Genomic DNA, 22,372 nt, shown 5'->3' with positions numbered 1-22,372 from the left:
GGCAGGAGTCGCGGTGCTTAGGCGCGGCGCGGAAAGCGCGCAAAATCAGGCGGGCGCTTTTCCAGGTAGGCATTGCGGCCTTCCTGAGCCTCGGGGGTTTGATAGTAAAGCCCGGTGGCATGCCCCGCCAGCTCCTGAATACCAGCCAGGCCATCGGTGTCGGCATTAAAGGCGGCTTTCAGCATCCGCAGCGCCGTCGGCGAGTGGCGCAGCATCTGCCGGCACCAATTAACAGTGACGGCTTCGAGTTCGGCAAGCGGCACTACGGCATTGACCAGTCCCATTTCCAGGGCTTCTGCAGCGTCGTACTGGCGGCACAGGAACCAGATTTCCTTGGCCTTTTTGATGCCGATATTGCGCGCCAGCAGTCCGGCGCCAAAGCCGGCGTCGAAGCTGCCAACCCGGGGGCCAGTCTGGCCAAAGCGGGCATTGTCGGCGGCGATGGTCAGGTCGCACACCAGATGCAACACATGGCCGCCACCAATGGCATAGCCAGCCACCATGGCCACCACCGGCTTGGGCAGGGTGCGGATCTGGCGTTGCAAATCCAGAACATTCAGATGCTCAGCGCCATCACCATCGCGATAGCCGCCCTCACCACGGATGCGCTGATCGCCTCCCGAGGAAAAGGCCAGATCTCCGGCGCCGGTCAGGATGATGACGCCGATACTCGGATCCTGATGGGCACGGTGAAAGGCGTCGATCAGCTCGCGAATCGTCTCGGGGCGAAAGGCGTTACGCACCTCGGGGCGGTTGATGGTCAGCCGGGCGATGCCGTCGCCCTGATGATAGAGGATGTCCTGATAGTCAAGTCCGTCCGGCTGCTGCCAGGTGATGGCCCCTTGGGCTGAATGGACCGGAGGGTTCGGACTGGCGGGGTTGTTCTGGGATGCCGGGTTGGCATCAAGGTTGGGCGTGGTCAAGATCGGACTCCGCGCGGATTGAATTCGGATGGTTGGCGCCGGTGGCTTCGAGCCGGACGCATGCGGGTGCGGAATTTTAGCCCAAAAGCGCGCCTCAACGCCCGTTTGCCGCACCGGTTGCGCCAGTTGCAACGGTCGCGCCAGCTTCGATTAAGGGAGCGGTGGCGACCTTCTGCCAGTAGGCCAGGTGCATGGTCCGGCTTTGTGCTGCATCAATAGCGATTTCAATCAGGCCGGGCGCGGGGGCCGCAGCCAGGGCGGCCGCGAACTCAGTGCCATTGCGCACCTGCTGATGGCGCAGGCCAAAGGGCTTGACCAGGGCGCCGAGATCGGGGGTCACCGGCGTGCGCCAGTAGGTTTCAAGCTCTGGCAACTGACCTTGGGGCAGGTAGTCGAAAATGCGCCCGCCGCCATTGTTAATGACCAGCAGCGGGCGTTGCAGCTCGGCGACCAGCAACAGTCCGCTCAGATCATGGCAGAAGGACAGATCCCCGAGCAGGCCCCAGGTGGGTAAGCCGCTGGCATTCAGTCCAGCCAGGGTCGAGAGCTGGCCGTCGATGCCGCTGACGCCCCGATTGCCGAACAGCTGCAAGGGCTGTTGGCGCGCGTAGCACCAGGTGTCGAGTTGGCGGATGGGTAGGGAATTGGCGCACAGCAGGCCTTCGCCGCTGGGGATGGCAGCCAGCAGTTGCTGGATCATCTGCGCTTCGCACCAGGGGCTGGCGTGCAGGTGTGCCTCGGCCAGCGCGGCTGTGGCTTGCTCGGCCTGGTGCCAGAGCGACAGCCAATGAGGATCAGCCGGTTGAGCGGGTTGGTTATCAGCCAGGGCCAGCGCACTGTCTGCGATCACGCCCTGAACATCATGGCCGGGATCGCACCAAGGCGTCTGCGAACCCAGCAGCCAGCTGGGCACGCCGCTGAGCCACTGGCCCAGGGTTTTCGACACCGGCGCCAGCCCGCAGCGCAGTACCCAGTCCGGTTGCAGCCGGGCTGCGACTGTTGGATTGCGCAACAGGGCGTCGTAGTGGCGGATCAGCGGGCTGTTTGAGCCGCTGTTAGGGTTGCTGTTTGGACCGTTGTTGGGGGCTGGTGCCACCTCAGGCACGCTGGCAAAGCGCAGGCCGGATAGTGGATCGGCCAGCAGCGGGATGCCGAGCTGGCGGGCGCAGCGCAACAGGGCCTCGGCTTCCTCGGTGGAGGCAGCACTGGCGGGACCACAGACCATAACCCCTTGGACGCTGAAGTGATGGCGGCTGAAGGCGTGATGGCGGGGCGCAGTGGCGCATGCCTGGCGTTCATCAGGGGGGGGGCTGGATGATGCCGGCGATGGCCGCTCAGACCATTCCGGCTCGCAGTCACCGGCTGGAACCAGAGGTTCATCGAACGGCAGATTGATGTGCACCGGCCCGGCCTGCGGCGCGCGACTGCGCCAGGCAGCGCGCAGACCCAGGGCGTAGATGGCTTTGAGGCTGTCGGCCTCCTGGCGGGGCAGGCCGGGGTCGTGAAACTCGCGCACATAAGCGCCGAATAGCCGGGTTTGGTCGATGGTTTGGTTGGCACCGCTGTGGCGCAGCAGCGGCGGGCGATCCGCCGAGAGCAGCAGCAGCGGCAGCCCCCAGTGATGGGCCTCGATCACCGCCGGATACCAGTGCGCCGGGGCGCTGCCGGAGGTGGCCAGCAAGGCAACCGGCGCGCGGCCCGCGCGGGCCAGGCCAAGCGCGAAGAAGGCCGCGCTGCGCTCATCAAGGATGGGGCTGAGCTGGAGCGCCTGACGCTGGCGGGCGGCCAGCACCACCGGAGTAGAGCGCGAACCGGGCGAAAGCACCAGATGGCGTAGACCGCCCTGGATCAGCCCATCAAGCAGCGCCAGCGACCAGCGCAGATTCAGGCAGCCGGTCACGCGAATTGCAGCGCCGTGAGCATGGCTGCCAGTTTCGCCTCGGTTTCCTCCCATTCGGCCTCGGGATCGGAGCCGGCGACAATGCCGGCACCGGCATAAAGTTCGGCGTGGGCACCACACAGGCGCGCGCAGCGCAGCAGTACCCAGAGTTCGCCTCCGCGACCGGGCTCGATGAAGCCGGCAGCGCCCGAATACCAGCCGCGTGAGAAGGGCTCATGCGTGCGCAGCCACTGATGAGCCGCGCGGCGTGGCTGACCATTGGTGGCTGGAGTGGGGTGAAGCTGTGCGGCCAGATCGAACAGATCCGTGCCCGGAGCGACCTCGGCGGTGATGGGGCTCCATAGATGCTGCGCATTGCGCAGTTGCATCAGCCGGGGCGCGGGTGGAACCTGGATGGAGGTGCAGCCGGAGGCCAGGGCCTCGCGCACAGCGGCGACGACAAAGGCATGCTCGCGCAGATTTTTTTCCGAGCCAAGCAGCTCTTCGCCCAGAGCTTGGTCGCGTGCATCGCCGGTAGCGCGCCCAGCGGTTCCGGCAATGGCATCGACCTCGAGCTGGCGGCCTTTCAGTTGCAGCAGGCGTTCGGGCGTGGCGGCTACAAAGCTGGTGCCATGGCGACGCATGTTGATGATCTGGCAGGAAGGGAAAACGCTGCTGAGCACCTCAAACAGACGGGCGATATCGAAGGAGCGGCTCCCCTGCACATCAATGCGGCGCGACAGCACGACCTTTTGCAACTCGCCAGCGTGAATCTGCTCCAGTGCCTGTTCAATCAGTTGGGCCCAGTGTTTCGCTTCCGGCTCGGAGAAATCGGCCTGCAGGCGGGTGATCAGGGCCGGGCGGGGTGGTGGGGCGAACAGCCGTGGAATCAGGACTTCGAGCAGGGCCATCCAGCGCGCCTGGACAACGTCGCGTGCTTGCTGCTGCGGCGCATTGAACATGAGCGCGGCCCGCTCCGACGTGTGGCGCAAGCCGATGTCCGGCACCCACAGCAGTGCATTGGGCAGCTGATCCTCGATCTGCGGCAGCGGATCGGAAGCCGCAGCAAAGCCCAGCATGGCGAAGGCGCGCAGCCCGGTGGCCTCCGGGTCCAGTTGTTCCCACTGCGCCGGCCAGTCGCGCGCCACAGCAGCCAGCGTGGTCAGCCGCTGCGGCCCCTGAGCTTCCCAGTGCGCCGCCTGGCCATAGCCGGCGCGCAGACCATCGCCATCCGGCTGCAGGAACTGAAACTGCGCCCCTTCGAGTTGGGCCACCGCATTGGGCTGCTGTGGCAGCTCCAGGATCAGGGAGCAGAGTGCCTGGGCCTCAGCGTCTGTGCGCCCGCCCGTTCGACCTAGGGGCAGTCGGGTGATCTCGGCGGCCAGGCGCTGTTGAAGATGCTCCAGCACAGCGGTGGCGGCGGGCGTCCAATCCTCGCGCGCGGCAGCAGGGGCTGGATGACTCAGCGGTGGGCGCGCGTGATGGATGTCAAATTGCAAGGATTCCACTCAAAAAACCGTCGGCTGGCAGCAGGGATAGGGCGGATCAGACCGTCCGGGCCAATTCTAAAGGCTTTTTGGTCGATCAAGAAAGGGCGCGCTTAGGCGTGCGCTTGCCAGAAGGCATCGATGGCGGCGATGGTCTTCTGCGGTTGCTCCCATTGCGGCATACCCAGCGTTGGCTCGATCCGCGTTACCTGCCAGTTACTTTTACGTGCAATCAGCTCGGGCAACTGGTCGAAGGTGACATTGGCGTCGCGATCATGAATCGCCAGCACCGGCATCTGGAGCTTGGCATAGAGCTGTTCGACCGGGTTGTGAGTGAAGAGCTGCCCGGAGAGAAAATAGAAGGGTGCATGGCGAGCCCCCGGCTGGTGCGAGGTGGCATAGGCATAGTCGATCAGCTCCTCGGCCGGTTCGGTGACGAAGCTGAGCTTCATGAAATAGCGCACACTTGGGCGGGTGGTGACCAAGGCATAGAGCGCCGGGCCGAACAGCGGCAGGCTGAACAGGCGATGCAGGCGCTTGCCGGTCTTGGCGCTGGGCAGACGGCGCTTGGAAAAGCCGGTGGGGGAGAGGAAGGTCAGGCGGCGAAAGCTCTCGGGATGTTGCAAGGCGGCCCGTGCGGTGAATTCTGAACTCAGCGAAAAGCTGATGACATCCGCTGGCGCCTTGACCACCTCGGTGAGGAAGCGGCCAATCACCTCGGCATAGAGTTCAGGAGAGTAGACTCGGTCGCTGCGATCGGACAGGCCAAACCCGGGCAGTTCGAGCGCATAGACGCGGCGCTCGGCACGATAGTGATCAAACAGCGGCTTCATCTCAAAGGCGCTGGGGGCGGCATTGATACTGTGCAGCAGCACGATGGGGTCGGCATTCTCGGGGCCGTCAAGGTAATAATTGACTTCCGGCAGGCCCGAGCTGGCGAAGCGCGCGCGCGGTGCCTCAAGTGCGTCGGGCAGCTTGGTCGTGAATGACTGTTCCATGCAAGTCTCCGTAGGTGCGGGTGGCAAACTCGGGAGTATAGCGCGATCCGAACCTGCGTCACCTTTGGCTTGTGCTTGTGTTGGCAGGCGGGAAGCAATCGCCTATGCTGCCGAGGGTGCATTGCAGTACAGGATATTTAATACCATGACAGTGGTCATTGAAGCAGACACGCACGCAAGCGAGCGTTATGCGTTGGAATTGGAGTTGGAAAATGGTCGCCTGAATGCGCAGCTGGAGTCGCTGCGCCACCGTGCGGTCGAAACCGAGGCTTTGTTTCAGCGTTTGCATGATCTGGAAATGGTGCTGCTCAGCATTGGCTCGCTCGAACGGCTGCTTGATGGCATGACCGGCGATCTGCGCGCGCGCTTTCATATCGATCAGGCGCGTCTGTTGCTGCCGGATGCGGATCGGCGCATTCGCAGTCTGCTCGATGCGACTGAGGTACAAGCACCCAAGGATGTGCTGTTTGAGCGGATTCCAACCGAACTAGCCCATTTGCGCCAGCCCCAGCTCAGAATGCTGGATGAAGCCGGAGTGCCGCCGCTGTTCGAAGGGGGTGGCGCGGTGCGGAGTATCGCGCTGCTGCCCCTGCTGCGCGAACAGCGGTTGCTTGGCCTGCTGGGGCTCGGCAGTCACGATGCGCAGCGCTATGATCCGGAATTGCAGACGCATGCACTGGCGCGGCTGGCCGCCATTTGCGCAGTCTGTCTGGAGAATGCCACCAATCGCGCGCGCCTTGAACTTGGGGGGCTGACCGATCCGCTAACTGGGCTGCACAATCGGCGCTCGCTGGAACAACGTCTGCATGCCGAGGTTGACCGGGCGCGGCGTGAAGGCCAGCCACTGTCGTGCCTGTTTCTGGATCTGGATTTGTTTAAGCAGATCAATGACCAATATGGCCACAGTGCCGGCGATGCGGTGTTGCGGGAAGTGGCCAATCGCCTGCGTTCGGCGCTCAGGAGCGGCGACATCGCGGCGCGCTTTGGCGGTGATGAACTGGCGCTGCTGTTGCCGGCGACTAGTTACGCCGATGCGCTGAATATGGGCGAACGCATTCGTGGTGTCATCAGTACCGAGCCACTGCTGCTTGAGGATGGCGTCAGCATCTCGATTGGCCTGTCCGTTGGTGTCGGATCCATGGAATCGGAGCAACTCTGCGAGGATATCGCTCGTGCCGGGCAGGCGTTGATGCAAGTGGCTGATGCCGCGCTCTATCAAGCCAAGGGCAGTGGACGGGGACGGGTGGTATAGTGCGCTAAATTCACAGATTCCGTTTCAATTTTCAGACTCCGACAGTTTTTTGCCATGACCAGTACCTTTGTTCCAACCATCAAGCGCGTTAATCGCTCGGCGGCGACCGAGGCCAGCATCAAGCGCGGCAAGAAGCTGCTGGCCGACAAGCGCTTCGATGAGGCCCTGACCGAGTTCGAAACCTTGGTGCGTGAGGATCAGGCCAACGCCTTTGTGCATTTGGCTATCGGGCGTATCAAGGCACGCAAGAAAGACTTTGACGACGCCCTGGAGCATTTCAATACCGCCATTGAGCTCGATCCGACCCATGCGCAGCCCTATCTCAGAAGCGGGCGGATTTATTTCCAGCGCGGCGAACTCGAGAAAGCGCGCGAAGCCTTCCTGAATGCGCTGCGCGTCAATGAGCGCTCAGCTATTGCGCACGCGGCTATCGGGTTTGTGCATATACGCAGCGAGCAGCTGGAGCTGGCGATTGAGTCCTGGTCGCGGGCGCTGGGGTTTAATCCGCGCATGCTGCCAGTGCGCAAGCGCATTGCCCTGGCCTTGCAGCGGGTCGGGCGTCCCAGTGATGCCATGGCCCAGGCCAAGGCGGCCTTGCGGATTCAGCCCACAGATCCGGAGTCGCATGCCATTGTGGGGCGTCTGCATCTGTTTGCCAAGCAGTTCGATCAGGCGTTGCGCGCCTATCGCAAGGCCGTGGAGCTTGACCCCGAGGAACAGAAACTGGGCATTCGCCTCGGGCTGGCGGAAGCCTGCATTGGTGCCGGCCAGCTTGAGGAGGCTGAGCTGTTGCTGAACTCAACTCCCCAGCGCGATCAGTACTCGGCGCTGCTGCACAAGCTGTGGGGCGACCTCTACACCGCTCGGGGCCTGCATAAAGAGGCCACGGAAGAGTATCGCGGTGCGGTGCTGATCAGCGGGCAAGCGGTCGAGATTGAAGGTTTCGATACCCTGGATATTTTGGCCGATGATGGCGATGACAGCCGCTGGGAGGCTGTGGCTCAAAACGCCAAGCGTGCCACCTCGGAGATCATTGATGCCCGGCGCGACGGGCAGGCGCGCGGCGTTTGATTGCGCAGCGTCTGATTAGATATAGGCAAGCAAGCCGTGGTTCATAGTGTGCTTATTGTGAGGGATGGATTATGCCTGTTCGGCTGAACTTGCGGTCACATCGGCTGTTGCTGGCGGTGCTGCTGGCGTTTATAACGATGCCACTGCTGGGTGGTTGCAGCTTGCTGGACTTTTTTGTGGACAGCCACACCTCGGTGACTGAGACAGCCCCCGTCTTCGCGCCAGGTGACGACACCGAGCTTAGTAATTCCACCGCAAAGGCGCATCGCATAACGGCTGAGACGGCGCTCCCGGATTACTCCGAGTCGGTTACGGGAGCCGATCGGGCCGAGCCCAGCGCGGATAATTTGCAGCGCGCGGCTGATTACTCACGCGCGCGCGATGGTGATGCGCTCATCGTGATGACCGCCGCTGGACGAGTGTTGTTTGAGCGTTACGGCGCCGATGGGGGGGCTGAAAAACCGCATCGTTTGGCCAGCGGCACCAAGACCTTTTGGGGACTGCTGGCCGTTGCCGCTGCTCAGGATGGAGTGATTAATCTCGATGAGCGCGTGGCCAATACCATCACCGAATGGCAGTCCGACCCGCGCAAGTCACGCATCACCGTGCGCCAACTGCTGAATTTCACCAGCGGCTTGGACCCTGCCATCGCAACACTGCGCGGCAATCCACGTTCGGGAAATAAATTCGCCCAGGCTTTGCAAGTGCCCGCCGTGGCGGAGCCGGGTACCACCTTTACTTATGGTCCAAGCCATTTGTTCGTGTTTGGTGCCTGGTTGGAGCGCAAGCTGCGCGCGGCGGGGCGCCGTACCACCGATCCGCTGGCTTATTTGCAGGAGCGCTTGTTGGATCCGATGGGCCTGAGCATTGGAGAATGGATGCGCGACGCCGACGGACATCCGATTATGCCCTCCGGGGCGCATGTGGCACCGCGTGAATGGATCAAAATCGGTCAGCTGATCGTCAATCAGGGACGTTGGCAGGGGCGCGCGCTGATAAAACCTGAATATTTGCGCGAGATTTTTCAGGGGAGCACCGCCAACCCAGCTTACGGTTTGACGCTGTGGCTTAACCATAATGCCAGCGCCAGTCAGAGTCATGACCTGGCGGATGGGGCGAACCAGCGCCGACTCGACCGCACTGATGATGGCTATATCTACCGCGAGGGTCCGCCGGATCTGGTGATGGCTGCCGGGCAGGGCAAGCAGCGGCTCTATGTGATTCCATCGCGCCGTCTGGTGATTCTTCGCCAAGGCAACACCAGGGGTGGGGACTGGAAGGACAGTGAGTTTTTGTCAATTCTGCTCACCGGCCAGTCCGTCATGGGAACAGTGTCACCGGGGATCGCGAGTCGATCTGTGGCTGGCGGTACTTTCGGGAGTGTGGATGGAGCGGCCGCTCAGGTGCGGCGCGACTTGAGACAGGCGTGTCGAGACGATGTTCAGCGTCTATGTCCGGATGTCATCCATGACCGACCGGCGTTGTGGCGCTGTTATCAGGATTTACGGCAAGATTTTTCCATCGATTGTCAGCAGGCCGTAGCCGCTGCGCGGGATGCCCGCAGACGCTCGCGCGAGGCCTTGTGAGCGTCTGATGCCGGCCCATACTCGCTCCTGCCGGATGCGCTGCGCTTATCTGGTCTGCGGTCTGCTGGTTTGGCTGCTGCCCGCCATGGGTATGGCCGGTCCCTTGTTTCCCTCGCCTGCAAGGGAGATCCTGTTGAATGGGCGACCGGCTCCGATGACCTCTATGATCCAGGGGGCTCTCTCCAATCGCCACCAGGAACACCTGTGGGTTACACCGGACTTTGGATTGCATGTGCTCATTGCCGGATCAAAACGGCTGCAAAGGGGATTAAACGTCTTCTCAAGTCAGGATTTGGGCTGGAGTTGGACGCCGACACTCGAGATTTCCGCAACCGGCGCGCGCCCAAAAGCGGATCTGCTCTATCAGAATGGGCGTCTGCATCTGCTATATCCCGCTGTAGACGCCTCCCTGATGTATGCCACCGCTGTTCAGGCCGGTGATGGTGCATGGCAGCTTGAAGCCTCTCAGGTTTTAATTCCAGCCACTGAGTCGTTTCGTGCGCAACGTGCTACCCTTGCATTTGATGTGATGGGGCGTTTGTGGGTGGCTTTTACCGAGTTGAATGCTCAGACCGGCCAATCGCGCATTCGGGTTGGTTTGCGATCAGAAGACGATGTTTTTCGCTGGCTCGACACTGACTTTGGTCGTTTCAGTCGTTCTGAGCGCAAGAGCGCGCGCATTCTGACACTCGGCACTTCCATGGTGCTGCTTTATACCGATGGCGGGAGTGCGCACAGTTCCAAGTATCGACTGAATTTGAGCTATTGTCCGATGCTCGAAGACCCGGAAACCTGGAACCATGTCCAGTTATTTGACTATACAGCGGATGATGGTTTGAAAGACCGTCATGGTGCCCACTTCAATGCCGTGGTTGACTCTATGCAGCAGGTGCAGATGGTCACTGTGAGCAATGGGAAACTTCTGCATCTGCGCTGGTCACCCTTGGATCCCTTGGGTGCGGTGCGAATTCGTCGGCTGGGTGCATCCAGTCCCTATATGCAGATTGCAACCACCGCCGATGGGCGGCTGTATATTGCCAGTTCAGCCAACCCTCGACCCTACCATGATGTTGTCCGACTGCTGCGCAGTGATGACAATGGCAGCAGCTTCACCTTTGATCGCTATCTGCTGTTTGAACCAGAGCATAATCTTGGCAAGGCAAGACTTGAAATGCCCGCAAGTCTGCCATGGGGCTTCCCAGCCGATTTTCCGCCTGTCTTGCGACAGGTGGAAACTGCTCAGGGAACCTTTACCTTTGTGCTGTTTCTCGACTGATGTGACCTGTCCGGCGCATCCTTCGCGGACTGGTTCGCAGCCTGGTTGTCGGTCTGCTGGGTAAGCAGGCTGGCCATGCGGGATTGGCTGTCGAGAAAGGCTTGCATGAGCCGAAAATGCTGCATAACGATTTCCTGCCTGAGGGGGGCTTCGTTTTGTAAAGCCTCGGCAGGAGGGGGCACGGCGGTTGTCCGGTTGCTCGCAAGCCAGTCGTGCTGTTGCTGTACCGTCTCGGCATCCAGACTCAGGTGCGGCAGCTCGCCGGATAATTTGAGTTGCGGATACTGACGGCGGCGGTTTGCGGCGGCACCAACCGCCTTGCTTGCGATGCGTTCTGCAAACAGCGGTTCAAGATCCAGCGCAATCCCCCGGACAAAGAGTTGCCCTAGCAGGTGCTGGAGTTGTTCGAGCGCCGGGCGATCCTGGACATTGGACGCCACGGTGAGTGCATCACGGCCTTTGAGGATGCTGTCGACAAAGGCGGTGAGCGAGCTATTTGCGCCCACCTCGATAAACACCCGCACCCCGTCGCGATAGAGTGCCTCAATGGTGTCGCGAAACCGCACCGGCTTGGTCCATTGCTCGGCGGCAATATCAAGACTGGCTGGTCCTCCCGCGCTGGGATAGGGAGCGGCAGTGCTGCAACTGTAGACCGGCACCTCGGCGGCGCTGGTTTCAATCTGCTCGGCATAGAAGGCGCGTATGGCGGCGGCGCCAGATGCGAATAAGGGGGTGTGATAGGCGCGGTCGAAGGGCAGCTCCGCATGGATGGCACCGAGGGCCTGCAACTGGGCTTGGAGTGCCTGGTACTGGGATTCTTCGACAAAGACTATCGCCTGATTGGCGCAGTTGTCTGCTACCAAATACAAATGGTCGTGACGCTCCCGCAGCAGGGCTGCCAGCGCCGCATCGTCCAGGGCGCCGATTGAGATCAGGCGTCCGGTGGCCAGCAGCCCCTGTTCTTCCATCTGTTGATAGAGCTGGTTCAGGGCACGCAGTTGGTCGCGAAAGCCTTCCATGGAGGTGGTGCGTGCCAGACCGCTGGCGCGCAGGGCGACATGCTCGCCCGCGCTGTGCCCGATCATGGCATCGCAGGGAATGCCCAGATCGCGCAACAGTTCGTAGAGCGCATGGCTGGCCATGGAAATGCTTTCGGTGGCCAGATCGCCGGCATGCAACTGCGCATGCAGCCAGTCCCGGGCGGCAGGATCGAGCGTGGTCGGGGCTGGAAACAGCTGCGCGCTCGGGCGCGGGTCGCGCGGGAAGATGTCATCCAGAAAGTCAAACCAGCGCCGCACCTGTGGCAGATGCACCGCCAGATCGGCGAGCATGTTCGGGTACTGAGCACCCTCGCTGGAAAACAGCCAGGCGATCTTACTAGGGGCCGCTTTAGTTTCCGGCTTAGCCTCGGATTCAGTCTCGGACTCAGCCTCGGGGGCTATCTCGGCATAGAAAAGGCCCTTGCGGGTGCTGAGGCTAGGGCGTTGTTTTTTCGAGGCAAACAGGCCGGGCAGTTTATCGCGCAGCAGCGCAAGCTTGGCACGCAGGTCGGCCAGATCGCTGGCCACCACGGCCAGACGTATCGGGCCAGTCCCTTGCTCACGCCAGCATTGCGCCGCCAGTTCGCCCAAGGTTGTGTGCGACGTCTCTTGCCGTGCTTCGTCCGGCTCAGTCGACAACCGGGCCAGCAGGTCGCCAATCTGATCCAACAGGGCGGCGCGGCTGGCGCTGGCAAATACCAGCAGTTCGCTTGGCCAGCTGCCGGTGCCGGCCTTCACCATGGGACCAGCGGCCAGCCGGGCTGCGGCACGCTGCGAGTCGCGCAGCAGCCAGCGTCCCAGTCCCGGCGGCGGCAGTGCCGTCGGTGGCCGGTCTTCTTCCAAAATGGCATGGGTGTTGATGCCACCAAAGCCAAAGGCATTGATGCCGGCACGTCTGGGACAATCGCCGCCCTGCACCCAGGGGCGAGTGCGGGTGTTGACATAGAAAGGGGTACGCTCCAACCCAAGTTCCGGGCTGACCTCGCCGCACAGGGTGGGCGGCAGGATTTTATGGTGCAGCGCCAGGCTGGTCTTGATTAAGCTCGCCATGCCGGCGGCCGGGATGCAGTGGCCAATCATGGATTTGACCGAGCCGATGGCGCAATCGGGCAGATGTCCGCGTCGGGCGCCAAAGATTTGGTTCAGCGCTTGGATCTCGGTGCGGTCGCCGAGTGGGATGCCGGTGCCATGGGCTTCGATCAGGCGGATGGATGCGGGCGCGATGCCGGTCTGTTCGTAGGCGCGGCGAATGGCCAGGGCCTCGCCTTCGAGTCGCGGCGCCAGCAGCCCCATGGCCTTGCCGTCGCTGGCGACACCGACGCCTTTGATTACGGCATAGATTTGATCGTCATCGCGCACCGCATCGGCCAGACGCTTGATGACCGCGAAGCCCGCACCCTCGCCGAGCAGGGTGCCGCTGGCGCTGGCATCGAAGGGGCGGATGTCACCCGCAGCCAGGGCGCCGATCTGCTGAAACAGCATATAAATCTGCGCCGGCATTGAGGCCTGTATGCCCCCGACCAGCACCATGTCACAGCGCCCGGAGTTCAGATCGCGCACGCCAAGATCCAGCGCGATTAGGCTCGAAGAACAGGCCGAATCGACCAGATAGCTCGGCCCCATGAGATCGAGCCGATTGGAAATGCGCCCGCTGATGACGTTGGAAATCAGCGTCGGTGCGTGCTCGGTCTCGACCTGGGGCAGGCTGCGCTTCAGTGCCGCACGCAGCACTTCGCGCCGCTGGTGGTCGATGTCTGGCATCAGGGTGCTGAGCAAATCGAGCGTCTGGTCGATCACTAGGCCGTATTGCATGCCCAGGACGTCGCCACGGTTGGGGCTCGAACCCCGCCCAACAATCACGCCGGTGCGCTCGCGGTTGAAGGAACGCTCCTGATAACCAGCATCCTGCAAGGCATCGCCAGCCAGTTGCAGCGCCATGTAATGCGCCGGGTCGCCCTCAACCGCCTTGGGCGGGATGCCGAAGGCGAACGGATCGAACACCGCCAGATCGCCCAGCAGCCCGACCTTGCGGGTGCGGATACGCGCTGAGTCCATGCCCAGATCAGGGCCGTCAGGATCGTACCAGGGCTGCGCCCAGGTATCGGGTGCCTCTTGCACCAGATCGCGGCCGGCCAGAATGTTGTTCCAGAAGTGCTCTACTGTGGCACTGCCGGGAAACAGCCCCGACAGACCGATGATGGCAACGTCCTGATCCTGATGTGCGGCGGCGCTCATGGGGCTGGGGTTCCGTGGGTTGGATGTCCGGGGGCTGCTTGTCCGTGATTGGGCGGGGCGGATGGTACGGGCGCCAGGCGGTTGAGTGCGTCGCTGTGGCTGACGCTGACCCCGTCAAGTTGCAGCACCAGGGTGCCCTGGGCGTCGCGGATCTGAAAATCCTGCTCGCTGCCGTGGCGGCTCGACTGGGTAATGCGATTGGTGAGATGCAGTGGCTGGGTGCGCTGACGCGGATCTCGGCCGGCGACGCCCTTGTTTGGCACCATGGCCCGACGCAGGCCGGTGGGCAGCGGATAGCGGCTCTGTTGCAACCGTGCCCACAAAATCACCGTCTGTAAGAGTGCATCAACCAGACCGGGATCGAACAGCCAGCGGGCCTCGGGCGGCGCATCGGCGATCCAGGCTTGCGGATCGCTTGGGTGCAGCTGACCATCGACCCCGGTGGGCGCGATCAGCAGTTCGCCGTGCAGGCACTGAAACAGTGGCCCATGAAAGCAATGTTCGGCATAGGCGGTCGTGGCACTCATGCGCTGGCCTGTGCTGAGTGCTGCCGGGGCGGCGACCAGCGCAGCAACTGGGTCAGCGACAGTCGTCGGATCGCTCGGCTCACCCAGCGTGAAGCAGGCGCGATAGTGCGTTCGCTGGAGTGAAGGGTCGCGAATTTCGGCCTCAATGACGGTCGGTTCGCCGGCGGATGTCGCTTTGGCCTGGGCCCAGAGGCGCAGCTCGCGTGCTTGATCCTGTTCCAGGGTGATGCCCTGCAGTACGCGCAGATCCTGCATACTGGTGACTGGCTGCGCTGGCCAGCCAGCGGCAACGCCTTCGGCCATCAACTCCAGCGCGACAGCGGCTGGCACCACCGGGATTCCGTCGAGGCGATGATGGTCCAGATAACGATCCCGCGCCAGGTCGAAGCGATAGTCGAGCGTCCGGCTGCCGTCGGCCTGCGGGCTTGGGCGCCGTGTCCCGAGCAGCGGATAAGATTCTGATCCTGCTGCTGTGTCACTGGTCTCCAGTCCCTCAAAGAGCCCGGCAATCAGTTCCACCTGGGACGGATCACCATAGGTCAGCTCATCGCGTACAAAACGGCAGCCGGCGGCCGGCGGGATGGGGGTCACGCCGCGCTCGCGAAACTGGCGGTTGACCGCCTCGGAGGCCATGCCGGTGATGGCCCAAGGTCCCCAGTTGATTGCCAGTACCCGCGTCTGGGGCCAGTGTTCGTGCATCCACCAGCCCAGGCGGTTGACTGCCTCATTGGCGCTGGCATAGTCGGCCTGGCCGCGATTGCCGGTACGCCCGGCGATGGAGGCGAACAGCAAGGCGAGCTTGAGACTGTCGGGTTTGAGATGCCGGCACAGCTGCCAGGTGCTGTCAACCTTGGTGTCAAATACGCGCGCAAAGGACTCCGGGCCCTTGTCTTGCAGCAGCTTATCCTCAATGATGCCGACCCCCTGGAGCAGGGCATCGATGCGGCCGTGGTCTTGATAGATGGTGTCGATCAGCTCGATCAGGGCGCTGGAATCCCGTGCATCAATCGGATGGTAATGCACCCGTGCGCCAGCGGCCTCGAAGGCTTCAATGTTGCTGACGATCTCGCGCGCCCGCTTGAGTTGGCGCAGCTGTCGGTCGATTGCAACTGGGGTTGGCGCCTGTCCGCTCTGGCGCGCCTGCTCGATTAGGGCTGTTCGTAAGGCATCGTCGTCCTTCAGCCCCTGAGTGGCTGGCGCTTCCGGCTTCAGCGGGCTGCGCCCAACCAGCACCAGTGTCATGCCGGGGCACAGCAAATCACGCAGAATTGCAGCGGTGATACCGCGCGCACCGCCCAGCGCCAGGACGACCCAGTCTGCGGCTGGCTCTACTGGCGATTGTGGGGTCGGTGGCTGTTGTGTCGCTGGTTGGGTTGGCGCGGCGATAGCGGTAAAGACTGCGCGCTGACCCTCGGCATAGCCGATTTCGTCCGCGTCGTCGCTGGCCAACAGCTCATCGGTGAGCCACTGCGCCAGGAGCGCAGGCTCGGCGTCCGGGAAGTCGATGGCTCGCGTGCGCAGTTCGGGCCATTCGAGGCGGGCGGTTTTGAGCAGTCCAGCGGCAGCGGCACCGAGTGGCAGACCAGGGCCGCAACGGCCATTGCGACCAAAGGCGCCACCGAGCAGCGAAGCGCTGAGCACCGGCGCTTGACGCGTGCGCAGCTCGGCCGCGCACTGCTGCAACAGCACAAATAATTGCTTGACCTGGCGTGCGCTCTGGCGTTGCCAGTCGGCCAGGGTGTCCGGCAGGTCAGCAGTTTCCAGGCCAGCCAGATGCACCAGCGCGCCGATGGGGCCGGAGGCCGCGCGGGCTTCGACAAGCGCCTGCACCAGATGTTCTTGAGTGTCCAAATCCGCGTTGTTAAGCCGGGATGTTGGGATGCCCTGCGCTTGCAGTGCTGAGGCCAATGCGCTGGCGACGCCCAGGGCATCTTCGGTGATCAGCACTTGTCCTTGGAGACTGGCGCGCGGCACATGCGCGAGCGGGGCGGGCATGGCGCGCATCAGGTAGCGACCCAGTGTCTGGGGCGAAGATGGGAGTGGCGGGCTGGGTTCGCTGTCGGTTTTGGTGTTGGACTGATTGCCGGCCTGGCTATGATTGTCGGTCTGCAAGCCCAGCAGTGCTTCAGCCATGGCATTGAGTGTTGCACTGCGGCTGATGGATTCCATCTGCGCGCGCATGGCGCTGGCTAGGGCGGCGGGCAGCTTTTTTTCGATACCAGCAATGATTTCCACCCGTTTGATGGAATCGATGCCCAGCTCGGCCTCCAGCGCCAGGTCCAGCCCAAGCATTTCGGGCGGATAGCCGGTGCAGTCGCTGACCACGCCGACCAAGATCTCCAGCAGAGACTGGCGGTCCAGGACGCTGGGAGGCGAAGCGGGGGATGGCGTATCCACATCGGCTGGTGTAATGGCAACCTCGTCTGCCGTGGTGCTCGGGCTGGCAGGAATCAGTTGCGCAAGCTGATCGATGAGCTGATTCAGGGTGCCAGCCCGACTGATCGGCTCCATCTGCGCGCGCATGGCACTGGCCAGGGCGTCGGGCAATGTTTTTTCGAGACCGGCAATGATTTCCACCCGCTTGATGGAGTCGATGCCCAGCTCGGCCTCCAGTGCCAGATCCGGCCCGAGCATCTCGGGTGGATAGCCGGTGCAGTCGCTGACCACAGCCGTGGCACGGGCGAGCAGGGCAGCGCGATCCAGCGGACGCTCGGTTGGGCGGGCGGAATTGACGCTGGATTCAGCTTCGGACGCGGGGTTGGTTGGAGCAGTTTGCTGTCCGTTCCAGTGGTGTTCGGATCTGACAGCGGCAGCGGGCATTGTGGGTAGCGCTGCGGTCAGATCCGCCTGGTTGGGATGTTCAGAGCGCGCGTCAGATCCACTTGGCCCGTCTGGCATACCAGGCAGACCAGGCACGCCAGTCATTTCAGGCATGGAGCCAGACAGGAGGCCTGTCATTACCCGTTCTTGCAGCGCGAGGAATTGCTGCATGGTGGCTTGATAGGCGCGATAGGCCGCGAGGGTGGCTTCCTGGTTGGGAGCTGCACTTGAATTGGAATTCGACATTGGTTCCGCGCTGGGCTCCGGGCGTGAGCGGCTGATGGTTGCTGCTGATGGTTCGGTTGGCGGCGCGGCGATGGCAATGGGCGTCGGAAGACTGGGCGTCTGATCACGACGGCGCACACCGCCACCGCTGACCAGCCACTGGGCGGTTGTGGTTGGACGCTGTGGGGCGCGGCGACCGGTGAACAAAGCCTCGTTGTTTAAGTCAACGCCTTCGGCAAACAGCGCTGCAAGGGCGCACAGCAGGCCGCGCAGTCCACCGCCAGCGCCATCCACAGCCACCGCTAGATGCGGCTGATCGGCCAGAATCTGGCCGGTCAGACCGCTGAGAATGGCGCGGGGGCCGACTTCGACAAACAGGCGCGCGCCGGCTTGGTACATGGCCTGAATCTGAGCGACGAATTCCACTGGACTCAGCAGATGCTGATTGAGCTGGGTGCGCACTGCCTCTGGATCGCTCGGGTAAGGCTGGGCCTGGATGTTGGAATAAACCGGAAGGCGCGGAGCATGCAGCGTCACCTGATCAATCGCGGCGCTCAGCGGGCCCAGCGAGTCGGCCATCAGCGGTGAATGGAAGGCACCGGCCACCGGCAGTCGTCGGACCTTGAGGCCGTCCGCTTCCAGTTGCGCAAGCAGCGCCTCGACAGCGGCGCGCGGCCCGGAGACCACCGACTGTTCGGGGGCGTTATGGTTGGCAAGCACCAGTTGACCGCTGGGGTCGCTGTTTTTGAGCTGGGATTGCAGCCGCTCACGCGGCGCCTGCACAGCGGCCATGGCGCCAGCCCCGCTGGCGGCAGCCATCGCCAGACCCCGGGCGCGCGACAGACGCAGCAGGTCATTCGGGCTCAGAACCCCGGCGGCGGCCAGGGCAACGAACTCACCATAGCTGTGACCACCGACCAGCTCGGGGCTGAGGCCGCAGCGGCTGAGCAGATCCAGATAGCCCAGTTCAATGGCTCCCAGGGCCGGTTGCGCGATCTCAGTGGCGGTGAGTGCCGCCGTAGCGGACTCCAGCTCATCAGCAAACCCGCGTGGCCACAGATATTGGCTCAGTGGCTGCGACAGCTCGGGGGCGAACAGCCGTTCGGCGCGCTCACAGGCGCCGCGCACCGGGTCGAACCACAGGGCCGCTTCGCGCCCCATGTTGGGATATTGGGCGCCCTGTCCGGGGAACAGAAAGGCCAGTTGCCCCGAGTTGGGCGTTTTCAGGGGGCCGTCGGGGCGGGTCAGGCAAATATGCGGGGGCAGCGGCGGGCGGCTCGCGGCCTCCAGCGCCGCTTTCGCTTGCGCGAGCGCCGTGCCAAGGCCGGCAACATCACTGGCGACAATCGCCAGGCGCCAGGGGGCTGGCGATTGGTCACCGTCGCTATTGCTGTCGCTGTCGCGGGTGAGCACTCGGGCGCAGTCGCTGGCCAGGGTGAGCAGTGCGGGAGCCGATTCCGGTGTCTGTAGCTGGTCTTGCAGGGCGGTGATGCGTTCACCCAGCGCGGCGCGGGACTCGGCGGCCAGCAGAATCAGCTCCTGGGGCCACAACTCGCCGCCGGCGCGGGCTGAGTGCAGGTTGCCCTGATATTCCTCCAGCACGGCATGGCTATTGGCGCCACCGAAACCGAAGGCGCTGACGCCGGCCCGGCGCGGGTGTCCATCCGGACTTAGCCAGGGCAGCGGCTCACTGGGCAGATACAGGGGGCTGGCCGGATCGCACAGGCTGGCCAGGGGCTGTTGCACACCGGGTTGCGGGGGCAGGGTGCGATGATGCAGCGCCAGGGTGGCTTTGATCAATGCCGCCACGCCGGCGGTGCTTTTGGTATGACCGATCAGTGCCTTCACCGCGCCCAGGGCGCAGCTGCGCGCCGGAGCGCGGTGATCAGCCAGCAGCTGCTGGACGCTGCCCAGCTCGGTCTCGTCGCCCAGGCGGGTGCCGGTACCATGCGCCTCGTAGAGTCCCAGGCTGGCCGGAGTGATCCCGGCGCGGGCATAGGCGCGATCAAAGGCCAGGCGCTGACCGCTGGCGCGCGGCGCGGTCAGGCCCAGCGCCTTGCCATCGCTGGAGCTAGCGCTGGCCTTGATCACCGCATAGATGCGGTCGCCATCTGCTTCAGCCTCGGCCAGGCGCTTGAGCACCACCATGGCCACGCCCTCGCCGAGCAGAATGCCGTCGGTGTCGGCGGCGAAGGGGCGGGCGCGTTCCTGGGGCGTCAGCGCCGGGGTTTTCGAGAAGCACAGATAGGCAAAGGGCGACAGCTTGGTGTCTACGCCACCGGCAATGGCCAGGTTACAGCGGCCGCTGTCGAGCTGACTGACCGCAACATCAATGGCGGTCAGCGAGGAGGCGCAGGCGGCATCAAGAGTGAAATTGGCCCCGCCGCAGTCAAAGCGATTGGCTACCCGCCCGGCAGCGACATTGGGCAGCAGACCGGGGAAGGAGTCTTCGCTCCATTCCGGCAGGTGGTCGAAGACGGCCGAGGGCAGCCCGGCCAAGCGCGCGCTCAGTTCCGCGCGGGTCACATAGTGCTCCCCCAGCTCGCCCAGGCCGCCGCTGTAGCCGAGAATCACTGAGGTATTGGCGCGATCAAAGTCGCCCTCGCCATAGTTGGCATCCTCCAGGGCGCGGCGCACGGCCTCCAGGCTTAGCAACTGGATGGGGTCGATCGACGGCAGTGATTTGGGCGGGATACCGAAGCGTGCTGGGTCAAAGGGCACCTCGTCGAGGAAGGCGCCCCACTTGGAATAGACCTTGTCGCGCGTGCTGGGGTCGGCATCGTAGTAGAGCCGCCAGTCCCAGCGGGTGGCGGGAATCTCGCTGATGCTGTCGATTTGAGCCAGGATGTTGGACCAGAAGCGCTCGGGGTCATCGGCACGCGGCAAGATGGTGCCGATGCCCACGATGGCGATGTCGCTTGGGGTTGGCGCGGCGGGAAGATTCTGGCAGTGACTGACCGGCTCAGGTTGTTGGTCCGGCTCGGGGGTGCAGAGCGACGTATGCAGCTCCTCCAGGCTGATCACGGCATCGCGCAAGCTGGCCACCTGGCCGATCATGTACATGCCCTCGCGTTCCTGGGTGGCAGCATCGACTTCGACCAGTTGCTCCCCGTCGCGCGTCAGCCCCTTGGCAGCGACGCGTAGGCGCCCGAGGCACAGTTGATCCAGCGCCTGGCGGATGTCGTCGGCGGTGCGGCCCTGTTGGCGCAACGCCTGGCGGGTGTGCTCGAAGGTGTCGGCAAAGGGGGTGAGGGCGCAGCGCGAGGCATGGCCGGGGCCGGTTTCCAGGTTGACGGTACGCGTGCAGGCCAGGGCCTGCTGCTGAAAGCCGGGCAGAATAGCCTTGGTGCTGACCGCCTCGCGGGTGAACAGATAGGCGGTGCCCATGAGGACGCCGATTTTCATGCCGCGCGCCGCCAGCGGAGCGGCCAGTGCCTCGATCATCTGTGCCGAGCGGTGGTCGTGGATGCCACCGGCAAACAACAGGTGCATGTCCGGGGCCTGAGATTCAGGCACGGTTTCCAGCAGGGTGGCGACCACGCCTTCCCAGAGTGCGAAGCTGCTGAGGGGGCCGACATGACCGCCGCACTCGCGTCCCTCGAACACCAGCCGGCGCGCACCCTGCTCGACATAAAGCCGCGTCAGCGCCGGGGTGGGCGCATGCAGGTAAGTGGCGATACCCAGCGCTTCCAGCACCTGAGCCTGATCGGGGCGGCCGCCGGCGATAAGTGCAAAGCGCGGACGCACGCGCTGGATGCACTCCAGCTGGGCGGCGTACAGCTCGGCCGGTGCAAAGCCCAGCAGGCCGACGCCCCAGGGCCGGTCGCCCAGTTGCGCCTGAGTGTCGGCCAGCAGAGCGGCAACCGTGTCCGAGGGTAACAGCGCCAGCGCCAGCATCGGCAGGGCGCCGGCTGCGGCGACCGCAGCGGCAAAAGCGGGGCAGTCACTGACCCGGGTCATGGGGCCCTGCACAATGGGGTAACGCGTGCCGTGGGAGCGGGCCAGCGGCGCGTCGGCTCGCAGTTGCGGTTGGTGCTGGCTGTGATCCAGGCTCTGTGCACTCTGGCGCAGCAGAGCGCGCAGATAGCGACCAGTGGTTTTGTGATTCTTTAGTGAGCGGCTGGCATGGTCGATACCCTGGCCCAGTGGCCAGGCCTTGCGGGCCGGATCGCCCCAGCCGATCTGGGACTGCGCCAGTGCTTGCCAGGCGTCTGAGTCATCCACGCCTTGGGTGGTGGCATCCTGCAAGGGTGCAAGGGCAGCGAAGCCAGGGCGTTTCAGTACCCGCAGCGGGCCGAAGCATTGGGCATCCTGACCACTGCTGTGGTTCAGGAGTGACTGCCAGGCATCAGGCCAGGGGGATTCCGGCATCAGCCACAAGCTGTCGTCGAGCACGACGCCTGCGCAGCCAGCGGCGCGGCACGCGGCGGCGCTGTGCGAGCCGATGGCGCCCTGGACATAGACTGGCCACTGACCATGTGCCAGCAGTTTTTGGCTCAGTACAAAGGCGCTATCCTCACCCACCCAGCCGCCGCTTTCATGTCCCTTGGCGAGCAGGCCGGTGACGGCCGGGGGGATGGTCTCCAGTGCTTGCAGCGCCTCGGCAGCGGTGACTTCAAGCAGCAGCTGGCGTTGGGCTGCGGCGGGCAGTTTGCCGAGCTGGGTGTGCAGCGTCGCCGGCGTCCATTGGCAGAGGATGATCCAGTGCGGGCGTTCCAGCAGCGGATTGAGCAGCGCTGTTAGGGTGTCTGCATCGAGCTGGTCGGCGGCAAGTCGCAGGCCGATGGCCTGGGAGGGGCTTGTGAGGCTCCGCAGCCGGTTGAGATTCTCCACCGCCGTGCTGAGCTGTGCGTCCGGGCACCATTCATGGTCAAGCAGGCCTATACCACCAGCCCGCGCGGTGGCAAGGGCGATGCCCGGTGGAGTCAGTTCGATGGGGCTGAGCGTCAGGCAGAGAAAATCGGGTGTGGGGGCCATTTCGATGCTTGCGGTTACAGCGCTGCGCGCCTGGATCACATCCGGCGGTCAGGCGTTCGGGGTGGGTATGGGGTGG

At 63.8% G+C, this 22,372-nt stretch carries 10 protein-coding genes; 4 read left to right on the top strand and 6 right to left on the bottom strand.

Annotated features, from left to right (window positions below):
• Nucleotides 1-17: 17 nt before the first annotated feature.
• The 4 genes from menB to CKO36_RS03585 all read right to left on the bottom strand — a co-directional run bounded on the left by menB (nucleotide 18) and on the right by CKO36_RS03585 (nucleotide 5,287).
• Nucleotides 18-836: a 1,4-dihydroxy-2-naphthoyl-CoA synthase gene (gene menB / locus CKO36_RS03600; RefSeq protein WP_200280839.1), complete on the bottom strand. Its 819-nt coding sequence runs from the start codon at nucleotides 834-836 to the stop codon at nucleotides 18-20.
• A gap of 181 nt (nucleotides 837-1,017) precedes the next feature.
• Nucleotides 1,018-2,877 (bottom strand): 2-succinyl-5-enolpyruvyl-6-hydroxy-3-cyclohexene-1-carboxylic-acid synthase, encoded by a 1,860-nt coding sequence (gene menD / locus CKO36_RS03595; RefSeq protein WP_200280667.1) that lies wholly within the window; start codon nucleotides 2,875-2,877, stop codon nucleotides 1,018-1,020.
• Nucleotides 2,820-4,301 carry an isochorismate synthase gene (locus tag CKO36_RS03590; protein WP_242469369.1) on the bottom strand — a complete coding sequence of 494 codons (1,482 nt, stop codon included), beginning with the start codon at nucleotides 4,299-4,301 and terminating at the stop codon, nucleotides 2,820-2,822. The genes menD and CKO36_RS03590 overlap by 58 nt, the downstream gene beginning before the upstream one ends.
• A 101-nt stretch (nucleotides 4,302-4,402) precedes the next feature.
• Nucleotides 4,403-5,287 (bottom strand): alpha/beta fold hydrolase, encoded by an 885-nt coding sequence (locus CKO36_RS03585; protein ID WP_200280664.1) that lies wholly within the window; start codon nucleotides 5,285-5,287, stop codon nucleotides 4,403-4,405.
• A gap of 145 nt (nucleotides 5,288-5,432) precedes the next feature.
• Between CKO36_RS03585 and CKO36_RS03580 the strand changes: the two genes are divergently transcribed.
• The 4 genes from CKO36_RS03580 (at nucleotide 5,433) to CKO36_RS03565 (ending at nucleotide 10,472) form a co-directional block, all read left to right on the top strand.
• Nucleotides 5,433-6,539, top strand: coding sequence for a GGDEF domain-containing protein (locus CKO36_RS03580; protein ID WP_200280662.1), 1,107 nt, complete (start codon nucleotides 5,433-5,435; stop codon nucleotides 6,537-6,539).
• A 54-nt stretch (nucleotides 6,540-6,593) separates the two neighbouring features.
• Entirely contained in the window at nucleotides 6,594-7,610 is a 1,017-nt protein-coding gene (locus CKO36_RS03575; RefSeq protein ID WP_200280659.1) for a tetratricopeptide repeat protein, read from the top strand.
• Nucleotides 7,611-7,681: 71 nt separating this feature from the next.
• Nucleotides 7,682-9,196, top strand: coding sequence for a serine hydrolase domain-containing protein (locus tag CKO36_RS03570; RefSeq protein WP_200280656.1), 1,515 nt, complete (start codon nucleotides 7,682-7,684; stop codon nucleotides 9,194-9,196).
• 7 nt (nucleotides 9,197-9,203) lie between these two features.
• The gene (locus CKO36_RS03565; protein ID WP_200280653.1) at nucleotides 9,204-10,472 is read left to right on the top strand and encodes a hypothetical protein; all 1,269 of its coding nucleotides are present in this window, start codon (nucleotides 9,204-9,206) and stop codon (nucleotides 10,470-10,472) included.
• On the opposite strand, the gene CKO36_RS03560 is transcribed toward CKO36_RS03565, so the two are convergent.
• Nucleotides 10,436-13,747, bottom strand: coding sequence for a type I polyketide synthase (locus CKO36_RS03560; RefSeq protein ID WP_200280650.1), 3,312 nt, complete (start codon nucleotides 13,745-13,747; stop codon nucleotides 10,436-10,438). The genes CKO36_RS03565 and CKO36_RS03560 overlap by 37 nt on opposite strands.
• On the bottom strand, nucleotides 13,744-22,296 hold the full coding sequence (locus tag CKO36_RS03555) for a type I polyketide synthase (protein ID WP_200280647.1): 8,553 nt from the start codon (nucleotides 22,294-22,296) through the stop codon (nucleotides 13,744-13,746). Before CKO36_RS03555 ends, CKO36_RS03560 begins: the two co-directional genes overlap by 4 nt.
• Between the last annotated feature and the right edge of the window lie 76 nt (nucleotides 22,297-22,372).

It is taken from the genome of Rhabdochromatium marinum (assembly GCF_016583795.1).
Lineage (GTDB): Bacteria > Pseudomonadota > Gammaproteobacteria > Chromatiales > Chromatiaceae > Rhabdochromatium > Rhabdochromatium marinum.
This window is presented reverse-complemented; position numbering and strand designations above follow the sequence as displayed.

What these genes read in the sequence shown, in the direction of transcription:
- menD (WP_200280667.1), bottom strand. Translation starts at nt 2,877, where the DNA reads ATGGGAGGAAACCGAGGCGAAACTGGCAGCCATGCTCACGGCGCTGCA.
- CKO36_RS03585 (WP_200280664.1), bottom strand. Translation starts at nt 5,287, where the DNA reads ATGGAACAGTCATTCACGACCAAGCTGCCCGACGCACTTGAGGCACCG.
- CKO36_RS03580 (WP_200280662.1), top strand. Translation starts at nt 5,433, where the DNA reads ATGACAGTGGTCATTGAAGCAGACACGCACGCAAGCGAGCGTTATGCG.
- CKO36_RS03575 (WP_200280659.1), top strand. Translation starts at nt 6,594, where the DNA reads ATGACCAGTACCTTTGTTCCAACCATCAAGCGCGTTAATCGCTCGGCG.
- CKO36_RS03570 (WP_200280656.1), top strand. Translation starts at nt 7,682, where the DNA reads ATGCCTGTTCGGCTGAACTTGCGGTCACATCGGCTGTTGCTGGCGGTG.
- CKO36_RS03565 (WP_200280653.1), top strand. Translation starts at nt 9,204, where the DNA reads ATGCCGGCCCATACTCGCTCCTGCCGGATGCGCTGCGCTTATCTGGTC.
- CKO36_RS03560 (WP_200280650.1), bottom strand. Translation starts at nt 13,747, where the DNA reads ATGAGCGCCGCCGCACATCAGGATCAGGACGTTGCCATCATCGGTCTG.
- CKO36_RS03555 (WP_200280647.1), bottom strand. Translation starts at nt 22,296, where the DNA reads ATGGCCCCCACACCCGATTTTCTCTGCCTGACGCTCAGCCCCATCGAA.